Raw genomic sequence first — 10,857 nt, 5'->3', positions numbered from 1 at the left:
TATAGCAACTAATAGGGTTGAAGCAATGTATAGCTATTGTAAATAATTTTAATAAGCTACTCAATGCTCACTTGTGGCCTATGAGTCGTCAAATCGTGCCCCTTTTTACTGCGCCCTCATCCTCTCTATTCGGCACGTCGTTCGTGACAGCAACTCGGCGACTCGTCGAGTTACTGCGCGAGACTGGGCACGAATCAGCTACTGAACGCTCATGGACGGAGGAGGAATTGGTTCGAACGAGACAGAGCACGTGCTTAGCAAAACAGCGCGAGTGTTGTGTGAGTTCGCCCGGCCAGGAACTGGTAGTACAAGCTGACGCCAATACAGTCAGCCTTCGCATCATTTCAACAGAATTATTAGCGGAAAATGAATCGAATAACAGGCCATGTCGGACCAGTCAGAATCCGAGACGGATGACCCAGCGGAGTGGTGGAACGAGGTGTACGAAAGCGAGACCGTTCCTCCGTGGGACACTGGCGAGCCACAGCCAGCTCTCGTGAACGCCGTCGGGAGCGACGGGTTATCAGGTCGCGTCCTCGACGTCGGATGCGGAACTGGAACACACGCACTCTGGGCTGCAGCGGAGGGATATACGGCCGTGGGCATAGACTTCTCCAAAGAGGGAGTCGAGCAAGCACGGAAGAAGGCCGAAAAACGAGGTCTCGACGCGTCGTTCCGGGTCGCAAACGCACTGGACTTACCCGACGACATCGGAACGTTCGACACCGTGCTGGACAGCGGTCTGTTCCACGCGTTCCAGACCGAAGAGCGCGAGAACTACGCTCGCGAACTCGCTAGCATCGTCTCGGTAGGTGGTCGCGTGTTCCTCGTCGGATTTGCTGAAGGTGCCCCGGAGGATGGGGGACCGAACCCCATCACTCCCGACGACGTCTCTTCCGCCTTCGTAAAGGAGTGGAACGTCTTGGAAACGCAGGACGTAGCGTTCGAGACGCACGAGACTTCGTTCCCGGGTTTACTCGCAGTCGTCGAGCGAGTATGAGCGTCGGTGACCGACGCGTAATTCCAGTCTATCGACCTGCTTCGTCGCTCAACGGTGAACCAAGCGCTAGCCGTCTGCTGACATCTCCTCTCTATTCAGCACGTCGTTCGTGACAGCAACTCGGCCGCACGTTTCGTCGCTGCAAGGGACGGGGCGCGTCGCTGGCGTGGTACTGCGTCGACCGCAGTGAGCGCCGTAACCCGGCTACAGCCAGTTAGTGAAGGTGCGAACTACCAGCATTCCGACCAGTATCCACAGGAGCAACACGACGACCGCCACGACCCACCGGGCGCGCCCGACGTCGATTTCGTCGCCGGCCCGCTCTCGGCACTCGTCCATGATTTCGTCCGGGATGAGCCAGAGGGCGATTGTGACACCGCCGGGAAGAACCAGTATCTCGTCGAGGTATCCCAGTCCCGGAACGAAGTCCGGAATCGGGTCGATGGGGCTGACGGCGTAGGCGACGATAAGCGCAATCACTGCCTTCGCAGTGAGCGGCGTTCGGTTGTCCCGAAAGGCGAGATAGAGCGCGTACACCTCCGCTTCCAGTTCTTCCGCACGTTCTTTCCACGCCTCGAACGCCATCACTCGAGCATATCACGCATTCGGACTTAAGTGGCCGCTTCCGTGACGAGTGGGCGCTCGTCGTCTCGCACGCGGCCCCGAAAACGGGGAGGCCGACGTCCCGGATGACGACGATTGGTGGCAACAGCAGCGCGGTGGTAGGGGTGACAGTTCCCGGCCGACCGCTCTCAGTCTCGCCGGACGTCGAACGACGCGACTCCTGGCAGTCACACTAAGGGAATTTAAGGAATCGAATGTCACACCAACCCGTCGGTGTCCTGCGATTTTCTCCAACCTCTTGTCCAAACAGACTGTTATGCGTGTTGGAACGACCTGTCTGAGCACAACGCTTAAGTATCAGTTCGGCGCTGGATTCGAGTACAATGTCTGAAAACGACACCACCTCCGAGAGGGGGGGTCGAGTTCTTCGAGGGTACGTTAGCCCACACCAACGAAATCGATAACGTTCGAATTTTCGACACGACGCTCCGCGACGGTGAGCAGACGCCACGCACGTCGTTCACGCCGGACGAGAAACGCGAGATAGCGGCGACGCTGGACGAGATGGGAACGCACGTCATCGAGGCCGGATTCCCCGCCAACGGTGACGCCGAGTTCGATGCGGTCAGCGACATCGCCGACTCGACGCAGGCGACCACCTGTGCGTTGGCTCGCGTCGTGGACGGTGACGTTGAGACCGCACTCGATACGGGTGCGGAGATGGTCCACGTCTTCGCGTCGACCAGCGACGTTCAGATTGAAGATTCGATGCACGCAACGCGCGAGGAAGTGAAAGAACGGGCCGTGAAGGCGGTCGAACGAGTCGTGGAGGCGGGCGCGAGTCCGATGTTCTCGCCGATGGATGCGACGCGAACCGACCCCAACTACATGGCCGAAATCGTCGAAGCCGTCTCAGAGGCCGGCGTGGAGTGGATCAACATTCCCGACACCTGCGGGGTCGCCACGCCCGGACGCTTCGCCGACCTGGTCGCACAGGTCCGCGAACACACCGACGCCCGCATCGACGTGCACACGCACGACGACTTCGGAATGGCCACCGCGAACGCGATGGCCGGCCTCGAAGCGGGCGCAGAGCAAGTGCAGGTGAGCATCAACGGCATCGGGGAACGCGCCGGAAACGCCGCCTTCGAGGAAGTCGTCATGGCGGCCGAAAGCGTCTACGGGGTCGATACCGGTATCGACACGCCCCAGATCGCCACCGTCTCCGAGATGGTCGAACGGTGGAGCAACGTGACCGTCCCGGTGAACAAACCGGTTGTCGGCGAGAACGCTTTCGCACACGAGAGCGGAATCCACGCCGCGGGCGTCATCGAGAACAGCGACACGTTCGAGACGGGCGTGATGACGCCCGAGATGGTCGGTGCGAACCGGGAGTTCGTCCTCGGGAAACACACCGGGACCCACGCCGTCCGCAAGCACCTGCGACAGGCCGGATTCGCCCCGACCGACCACGAGGTACGGCGAATCACGCGCCGGGTCAAAGACCGCGGTGCCGAAAAAGAGCGCGTCACCGTCAGCGACGTGCGACGCTACGCCCGCGAACTGGGCGTCGATTCTCGGGAGGAGGCGACTGCCTGACCATGACCTCCCGTGTTCGTCACACTCCCTGTGAGCCACTGCCACAGGGCAAGAATTGCCTGGCACGCAAGGGCTATTTCCGTCGCGGTCGGAACGATGCAAACACAGATGCGACAGTCACCCGCGACTCCCGGTCCGCGAGCGTCGAGAGTCCGGACTGTCCGGCGCGTGATTATTGTAGGGGCATAGACGCCCCACTACACTTTTCGACCCACGACCCTGCAGAATCGCAATCGAACAGCACGGAGCACGCGCACAAATCGATGTTAGAGACACGACCGACGGCCGGCACGAATCGAGCGACGAACGACACACGAACCGCACGCAGAACCGCCGTGGCACGAACGGAGGTGACTGCAACGTGAGCGAACACGTGGTGCAGTCCATCGCCACGGACACAGAGGAGACGGACGAGACGAGCGACCACGCGGCGGAAGACGGCGACGCGAGCGCCCACGACGCGACCGAACGAGTCACGCAGACGGGCGCGAGTGCCGTCGTCAGCGCACTCGAATCGGTCGGCGTCGAGACCCTCTTCGGCGTGCAGGGTGGGGCCATCATGCCGGTGTACGACGCGCTCGCCCACTCCGACCTCCAGCACGTCACGATGGCACACGAACAGGGTGCCGCCCACGCTGCCGACGCCTACGGCATCGTCGCCGGAACACCCGGCGTCTGTCTCGCGACGTCCGGGCCCGGCGCGACGAACCTCGTCACGGGAATCGCCGACGCCGACATGGACTCCGACCCGTTCGTCGCGCTGACGGGGCAGGTTCCGACCGACCTAGTGGGGAACGACGCCTTCCAGGAGACGGACACCACGGGCGTCACCGCGCCTATCACCAAGGCGAACTACTTCGCGGGCGACACCGACACCGTCGGCGACACGGTGGGCGAGGCGTTCGCACTCGCCGAGGCGGGTCGCCCCGGCCCGACGTTGGTCGACCTGCCGAAAGACGTCACGCTGGCGGAGACCGAAACCCGCGAATCGACCGCCGAGACGCCGGAACACTACACGCCACAGGAGCGGCCAGACGCGGACGCGGTCGAGGAGGCGGCCCGAGCACTGGAAGCCGCCGAGCGTCCCCTCATCCTCGCAGGCGGCGGGGTCATCAAAGGTGACGCCAGCGCCGAACTTCGGGCGTTCGCGACCGAACACGGAATCCCGGTGGCGAGCTCGATGCCCGCAGTCGGGGCGTTCCGGGAAGACCACGACCTCTCGGTGGGGATGGTCGGAATGCACGGAACCGGGACCGCGAACATGAGCGTCACGCACTGTGATACGCTGTTCGCCGTGGGGTGTCGGTTCGACGACCGCCTGACCGGCGGCGTCGAGACGTTCGCGCCGGAAGCCACCGTCGTCCACGTCGACATCGACCCGGCGGAGCTATCGAAGAACGTCCACGCCGACGTGCCGGTGGTGGGTGACGCCGGATTCGCCCTCGACGCCATCGGCGACGAGATGGCGTCCTCACCGGACTCTAGCGACTGGCGCGACCAGGTCACCGACTGGAAAGACGAGTATCCCCTGACCTATCACCAGTCTGAGGAGGGACCGGTCAAACCCCAGTTCGTCGTGGAAGCGTTCGACGAGGCGACCGACGACGACACCATCGTCACGACGGGTGTCGGTCAACACCAGATGTGGGCGGTGCAGTTCTGGACGTTCACCGAACCCCGGACGTGGGTCTCATCGCACGGTCTCGGCGCGATGGGCTACGGACTGCCCGCCGCCATCGGCGCGCGGATGGCGGCCGACGACGACCAGCAAGTCGTCTGTTTCGACGGCGACGGCTCGTTCCTGATGACCGTCCAGGAGCTGTCGGTGGCGGTGCGCGAGAACCTCGATATCACCGTTGCGGTCCTGAACAACGAGTACATCGGGATGGTTCGTCAGTGGCAGGACGCCTTCTTCGAGCGCAACCGCGTCGCTTCGGAGTACGACTGGTGTCCGGACTTCGGCACGCTCGCCGAGGCGTTCGGCGCGAAAGGGTTCACCGTCGATACGCAGAACGAAGTGGCCGACACCGTCGAGGCCGCACTGGCCTACGACGGCCCGTCGGTCGTCGACTTCCACATCGACCCACGCGAGAACGTCTATCCGATGGTGCCGAGCGGCGGTGCGAACGGGAAGTTCGCCCTGACGGAGGACCAGCTATGAGCGGGGAGAACGCCACGAACGAGGCGACGCCGGAGGTTCCCTCGGCGGGGATGCCCGGCCGCGCGCCGGAGGACAGACCCCATCCCGAGGCTCGCCGCAACGAACACGGCGTGCGAACCGACTCGGAGACCGACGCCGAACCGCAGTATCGAACTGCGGTCGTCTCGGCGCTCGTGGAACACGAACCGGGCGTCCTGTCGAGCGTCTCCGGGCTGTTCTCCCGGCGGCAGTTCAACATCGAGAGCCTGACGGTCGGCCCGACGACGGTCGACGGGCACGCCCGTATCACGCTTGTCGTCGAGGAGACCGACCACGGCATCGAACAGGTCGAAAAACAACTGGCGAAGCTCACCCCCGTCATCCAGGTGGGCGAACTGGACGACGCCGCCGTGAGCGCCGAGTTGGTCCTCCTAAAAGTTCGCGGGGACGAACCGGACAAGGTCCACGCCATCACCCAGATGTACGAGGGACAGACGCTGGACGCCGGGCCGCGGACCATCACGGTGCAGATCACCGGCGACCAGCAGAAGATAGACGACGCGGTCGACGCCTTCCGCCAGTTCGGTATCATCGAAATCGCCCGAACCGGCCAGACCGCGCTCGCCCGTGGCGACACGCCGACCACGCCCGGCGAGGAGCCGGGACACGAAACCGCCTCGACGACCGACCAGCACGCGACCGACGAATCGCGCGACACGACCACCACGCCCGACGATTAGAGACCATGACAGACGAACCAACTGCGACGATATACTACGACAGTGACGCGGACGACGAACAGCTTTCGAACGAGACCGTAGCAGTACTGGGGTACGGCAGTCAGGGCCACGCCCACGCTCAGAACCTCGCCGACAGCGGGGTGGATGTGGTCGTCGGCCTCCGTGAGGGCTCGGCCTCGCGCGACGCTGCCGAAGCCGACGACCTCCGCGTCGCCACGCCGAAGGAGGCGGCCAGCGAAGCCAGCGTCGTCTCGGTGCTCGTGCCGGACACCGTCCAGCCCGCGGTGTACGACGACATCGAATCCGAACTCGAAGCAGGTGACACCCTCCAGTTCGCCCACGGCTTCAACATCCACTACGGGCAGATAGAACCGCCAGAAGACGTGGACGTGACGATGGTCGCTCCGAAGTCGCCGGGGCACCTCGTGCGCCGAAACTACGAGGCCGACGAGGGCACGCCGGGCCTGCTCGCGGTCTATCAGGACGCCAGTGGCGAGGCGAAAGCCGAGGCGCTGGCCTACGCGAAAGCCATCGGCTGTACCCGGGCGGGCGTGGTCGAAACCACGTTCCGCGAGGAGACCGAAACCGACTTATTCGGCGAACAGGCCGTCCTCTGTGGCGGTATCACCGAACTCATCAAGGCGGGCTACGAGACGCTCGTGGACGCAGGCTACTCACCGGAGATGGCCTACTTCGAGTGTCTGAACGAGATGAAACTCATCGTCGACCTGATGTACGAAGGTGGACTCGGCGAGATGTGGGATTCGGTCTCCGACACCGCCGAGTACGGTGGTCTGACTCGCGGTAACGTCGTCGTCGACGACCACGCCCGCGAGAACATGGAAGAGGTGCTCGAAGCCGTCCAGAACGGCGAGTTCGCCCGCGAGTGGATTCTAGAGAATCAGGCCGGACGCCCAGCCTACCGTCAGAAACGCCAGGCCGAGAAGAACCACGACATCGAAGCCGTAGGCGAGAAACTCCGCGACCTGTTCGCGTGGGCGGACGACCCGGAACCCGAGGACGCAGAGGTGGAGGAGGTGCCTGCCGATGACTAGTGAATCACGTGACTCGAAACCGCGAATGCGTAGCGGAGAGCCGATGAGAGATATCAGCCACACCCATCCGTACGCTGACGAAGGCGCGATGACTCGCGTGTTCGACCGCGGACCGGTCGTCGCAGACGGCGGGAAAGTAGCAGCCGACGACCGACGGGAGGCCGCCGACGCCGACCAAGACGCCATCAAGGACGACGCGGAAACCATGTCCGACGTCGAACACACGCCGCCGGAGGGTGCGGGTGACGCGGACGGCGTCTTCGACCGAGGACCGACGGAGCAAGAACCGGACTCATGAGCGAGGGAACGCTGTACGACACGGTGTGGGAGAACCACAAAGTCACCGAACTCCCGACCGGTCAGACCCAGCTGTTCGTCGGTCTGCACCTCGTCCACGAGGTGACGAGTCCGCAGGCGTTCGGCATGCTCCGGGAGCGCGACATGGAAGTCGCGTACCCTGACCGCACCCACGCCACGGTCGACCACATTGTCCCGACCGCAGACCAATCCCGGCCCTACGACGACCAATCGGCCGAGGAAATGATGGCCGAACTGGAGGGGAATGTCCGCGAGTCGGGCATCGACTTTTCGCACCCCGACACGGGCAACCAGGGTATCGTCCACGTCATCGGCCCCGAGCAAGGGTTGACCCAACCCGGCATGACCGTCGTCTGTGGCGACAGTCACACCGCTACGCACGGCGCGTTCGGCGCGCTGGCGTTCGGTATCGGCACGAGCCAGATTCGCGACGTGCTGGCGACCGGGACCGTGGCGATGGAGAAACAGGACGTACGCCAGATTCGCGTGACAGGCGACCTCGGGCCGGGCGTGACCGCGAAGGATATTATCCTCCAAATCATCCGGCGGCTCGGCACCGACGGCGGCGTCGGCTACGTCTACGAGTATGCGGGCGAGGCAATCGAAAATCTGGACATGGAAGGGCGGATGAGCATCTGTAACATGTCCATCGAGGGCGGTGCTCGTGCAGGCTACATCAATCCCGACGAGACGACGTTCGAGTATCTGCGCGAGACCGACGCCTTCCAAGACGACCCGGAGAAGTTCGACCGGCTGAAATCCTACTGGGAGTCCGTTCGGTCTGACGAGGACGCCACCTACGACGACGTGGTAGAGGTCGACGGGTCGGCCCTCGAACCGATGGTGACGTGGGGAACGACGCCCGGACAGGGGGTCGGCATCACGGAGCCGATTCCGGACCCGGACGACCTGCCCGCGGAAAAGCGCGACACTGCCCGTCGCGCACAGGAACACATGCGCGTCGAACCGGGCGAGACGATGGACGGCTACGACGTCGACGTCGCCTTCCTCGGCTCCTGTACGAACGCTCGCCTCCCCGATTTGCGCCGGGCCGCCAGCGTCGTGGAGGGCCGCGAGGTTCACGAGGGCGTGCGGGCGATGGTCGTTCCCGGAAGCCAGCGCGTGAAAGCCGCCGCAGAGCAGGAAGGCCTGGACGATATCTTCCGCGAGGCTGGTTTCGACTGGCGCGATGCTGGCTGTTCGATGTGTCTCGGCATGAACGCAGACCAATTGGAGGGCGACGAAGCCTGTGCTTCATCCTCGAATCGAAACTTCGTCGGACGGCAGGGCAGCCCGAACGGGCGAACCGTCCTGATGAGTCCCGAGATGGTCGCCGCCGCCGCAGTTCGCGGCGAGGTGACCGACGTGCGCGAACTGCAGGAGGTGACGACGGTATGAGCGACGCCACCGACGGTGTGAAGCAGGTCGAGCGTGCCTCGGGAACCGGCATCGCGGTCCGTGGCAACGACATCGATACCGACCAGATAATCCCGGCGCGGTTCCTGAAGGTGGTCACCTTCGACGGACTGGGCCAGTTCGCGTTCTTCGACCAGCGGTTCGACGAGGACGACGAACCAAAATCGCACCCCTTCAACCACGACGACCACCAGCAGGCGTCGGTGCTGGTCGTCAACGCCAACTTCGGCTGTGGCTCCTCGCGCGAGCACGCACCGCAAGCACTCGCACGCTGGGGCATCGACGCTATCGTCGGCGAGAGTTTCGCAGAGATTTTCGCGGGCAACTGTCTCGCCCTCGGGATACCGACCGTCACCGCCGACAGCGAGTCGATAGCCGACCTGCAGAGCTACGTCGAAGCGAACCCCGATGCCGAAATCGAGGTGGACGTGGCGAACGAAGCCGTGCGCTACGACGACCGCGAAATCGAGGCGGACGTGGACGACGCCCAGCACAAGGCGCTCGTCGACGGTATCTGGGACACGACGGCCCTGATGAAATCGAACGAACAGGCCATCGAGGAGACAGCCCGAAGTCTCCCCTACGTCGAACAATGACGGAAGAAATCGCAGTCATCCCCGGCGATGGAATTGGACAGGAGGTCGTTCCCGCAACCCGGCACGTCCTCGAAGCAGTGGAACCGGAGTTCGAGTTCGTGACGGCCTACGCTGGCGACGCGGTGAACGACGAGACGGGCACTCCCCTCCCCGACGAAACCCGTGAACTGGTCGCTAGCGCAGATGCGACCCTGTTCGGTGCGGCGGGCGAGACGGCGGCGGACGTCATCCTCCCGCTCCGCCAGGCGGTGGACTCGTTCGTCAACGTCCGCCCCGCGCGGGCCTACCCTGGAACGGACGCCCTCCGGCCAGACACTGACCTCGTCTTCCTCCGTGAGAACACCGAGGGCGTCTATGCGGGCCACGAATCGCGCCTCACCGACGACGCTTCGACTTTGACGCGGGTCATCACGGAATCCGCCTCCGAGCGACTTGCCGAGTTCGCCTGCGAGTACGTCACAGAGCGCGACGAAGACGGGTTTACCATCGCGCACAAGGCGAACGTGATGCGCGAGACGGACGGCCTCTTTTGGGAGACGGTCGCTCGCGTGGCCGACGAGCGCGGTGTTCCCCACGACGACGCCCTGATGGACGCGCTGGCGACCCACCTCTGTCTGCACCCCGAACAGTACGACGTGGTCGTCTGTCCAAACCTCGCTGGCGACGTGCTCTCTGACCTCGCTGCTGGACTCGTGGGGGGTCTGGGGCTGCTTCCCTCCGCGAACATCGGCCCGGAGCGTGCCTTGTTCGAACCCGTCCACGGAACTGCCCCGGACATCGCTGGCGAAGGCGTGGCGAACCCCTGTGCGACCATGCTCTCGGCCGCGATGCTGCTGGAGTACCTGGATTACGACGGCGAAGGCGAAGCGGTTCGCAGGGCCGTCGAATCGGTGCTGGAAGACGGGCCGCGAACGCCCGACCTCGGCGGCGACGTGGGAACCGACGCGGTCACCGAGGCGGTTCTCGGTCGGTTGTAATTCGGTCAGTCGAGCGATTCACATTCTCGACTACGGTGCGAAGACGCCAGCGATAGCGAAGATCACTCCAATACCAGAAAGAGAACGCTGAGTTGTGTGAGCAGTACCCTCCAGTTCGTCGGTTCGACCTCGTCCGCTGGCGTCTTGCTTCCGATCGCGTCAAGTCGTTCGCCGAACAACGAGAGGTGGTAGGCGTAGCGATAACCGAGGAGACCGATGGCGATTTTCGCGGTGAATGGCATGTCTCTCAGTGGATACTACTGCGGAATATGTTTTCTGCTCGATTTTTCTATCGGCCACCAACGAGCGAGTTTATCCTCCGCTACGACGACTGTGACATCCTCGCCCGCCCTAAAGGGCGGGGCTTCCTACAAGGGAAGCCTCATTGTCGGAGGTTTCGGAACCATACTCCGAGAGAGTCGTCTGTCGGGGTTGCCGACTCGTCTCTCGGT

General features: G+C 63.7%; 11 protein-coding genes. 9 read left to right on the top strand and 2 right to left on the bottom strand.

Features of this window, described 5'->3' with window-relative positions; translation table 11 throughout:
- Positions 1-385: 385 nt before the first annotated feature.
- Positions 386-1,000 (top strand): class I SAM-dependent methyltransferase, encoded by a 615-nt coding sequence (locus tag ACR3FF_RS23370; RefSeq protein ID WP_458190540.1) that lies wholly within the window; start codon positions 386-388, stop codon positions 998-1,000.
- A 204-nt stretch (positions 1,001-1,204) separates the two neighbouring features.
- On the opposite strand, the gene ACR3FF_RS23365 is transcribed toward ACR3FF_RS23370, so the two are convergent.
- Positions 1,205-1,585, bottom strand: a complete 381-nt coding sequence (locus tag ACR3FF_RS23365; RefSeq protein ID WP_458190539.1) for a YkvA family protein — start codon at positions 1,583-1,585, stop codon at positions 1,205-1,207.
- 351 nt (positions 1,586-1,936) lie between these two features.
- On the opposite strand from ACR3FF_RS23365, the gene ACR3FF_RS23360 reads away from it, so the two are divergent.
- The 8 genes from ACR3FF_RS23360 (at position 1,937) to ACR3FF_RS23325 (ending at position 10,405) form a co-directional block, all read left to right on the top strand.
- Positions 1,937-3,163 carry a LeuA family protein gene (locus tag ACR3FF_RS23360; RefSeq protein WP_458190541.1) on the top strand — a complete coding sequence of 409 codons (1,227 nt, stop codon included), beginning with the start codon at positions 1,937-1,939 and terminating at the stop codon, positions 3,161-3,163.
- Positions 3,164-3,524: 361 nt separating this feature from the next.
- Positions 3,525-5,324: a biosynthetic-type acetolactate synthase large subunit gene (ilvB, locus tag ACR3FF_RS23355; protein ID WP_458190538.1), complete on the top strand. Its 1,800-nt coding sequence runs from the start codon at positions 3,525-3,527 to the stop codon at positions 5,322-5,324.
- Positions 5,321-6,043, top strand: coding sequence for an acetolactate synthase small subunit (gene ilvN, locus ACR3FF_RS23350; protein ID WP_458190537.1), 723 nt, complete (start codon positions 5,321-5,323; stop codon positions 6,041-6,043). Before ilvB ends, ilvN begins: the two co-directional genes overlap by 4 nt.
- Positions 6,044-6,048: 5 nt before the next feature.
- Entirely contained in the window at positions 6,049-7,098 is a 1,050-nt protein-coding gene (gene ilvC, locus ACR3FF_RS23345; protein ID WP_458190536.1) for a ketol-acid reductoisomerase, read from the top strand.
- Positions 7,091-7,396 (top strand): DUF7989 family protein, encoded by a 306-nt coding sequence (locus tag ACR3FF_RS23340; protein WP_458190535.1) that lies wholly within the window; start codon positions 7,091-7,093, stop codon positions 7,394-7,396. Before ilvC ends, ACR3FF_RS23340 begins: the two co-directional genes overlap by 8 nt.
- Positions 7,393-8,814 carry a 3-isopropylmalate dehydratase large subunit gene (gene leuC, locus ACR3FF_RS23335; protein ID WP_458190534.1) on the top strand — a complete coding sequence of 474 codons (1,422 nt, stop codon included), beginning with the start codon at positions 7,393-7,395 and terminating at the stop codon, positions 8,812-8,814. The genes ACR3FF_RS23340 and leuC overlap by 4 nt, the downstream gene beginning before the upstream one ends.
- Positions 8,811-9,428, top strand: coding sequence for a 3-isopropylmalate dehydratase small subunit (gene leuD, locus ACR3FF_RS23330; protein ID WP_458190533.1), 618 nt, complete (start codon positions 8,811-8,813; stop codon positions 9,426-9,428). The genes leuC and leuD overlap by 4 nt, the downstream gene beginning before the upstream one ends.
- Positions 9,425-10,405, top strand: coding sequence for an isocitrate/isopropylmalate dehydrogenase family protein (locus ACR3FF_RS23325; RefSeq protein ID WP_458190532.1), 981 nt, complete (start codon positions 9,425-9,427; stop codon positions 10,403-10,405). Before leuD ends, ACR3FF_RS23325 begins: the two co-directional genes overlap by 4 nt.
- Before the next feature lie 62 nt (positions 10,406-10,467).
- On the opposite strand, the gene ACR3FF_RS23320 is transcribed toward ACR3FF_RS23325, so the two are convergent.
- A complete protein-coding gene (locus ACR3FF_RS23320; protein WP_458190531.1) occupies positions 10,468-10,647 on the bottom strand; it encodes a hypothetical protein in 180 nt (59 codons plus the stop codon).
- Positions 10,648-10,857 lie beyond the last annotated feature (210 nt).

It is taken from the genome of Haladaptatus ordinarius (genome assembly GCF_054177595.1).
Note: the sequence above shows the minus strand (reverse complement) of the source record. Positions and strands in the feature narration are given on the sequence as shown.

Excerpts from the sequence above, each read along its gene's own strand:
- ilvN (WP_458190537.1), top strand. The coding sequence starts at position 5,321 with ATGAGCGGGGAGAACGCCACGAACGAGGCGACGCCGGAGGTTCCCTCG.
- ACR3FF_RS23370 (WP_458190540.1), top strand. The coding sequence starts at position 386 with ATGTCGGACCAGTCAGAATCCGAGACGGATGACCCAGCGGAGTGGTGG.
- leuD (WP_458190533.1), top strand. The coding sequence starts at position 8,811 with ATGAGCGACGCCACCGACGGTGTGAAGCAGGTCGAGCGTGCCTCGGGA.
- ACR3FF_RS23320 (WP_458190531.1), bottom strand. The coding sequence starts at position 10,647 with ATGCCATTCACCGCGAAAATCGCCATCGGTCTCCTCGGTTATCGCTAC.
- ilvC (WP_458190536.1), top strand. The coding sequence starts at position 6,049 with ATGACAGACGAACCAACTGCGACGATATACTACGACAGTGACGCGGAC.
- leuC (WP_458190534.1), top strand. The coding sequence starts at position 7,393 with ATGAGCGAGGGAACGCTGTACGACACGGTGTGGGAGAACCACAAAGTC.
- ACR3FF_RS23365 (WP_458190539.1), bottom strand. The coding sequence starts at position 1,585 with ATGGCGTTCGAGGCGTGGAAAGAACGTGCGGAAGAACTGGAAGCGGAG.
- ACR3FF_RS23340 (WP_458190535.1), top strand. The coding sequence starts at position 7,091 with ATGACTAGTGAATCACGTGACTCGAAACCGCGAATGCGTAGCGGAGAG.
- ACR3FF_RS23325 (WP_458190532.1), top strand. The coding sequence starts at position 9,425 with ATGACGGAAGAAATCGCAGTCATCCCCGGCGATGGAATTGGACAGGAG.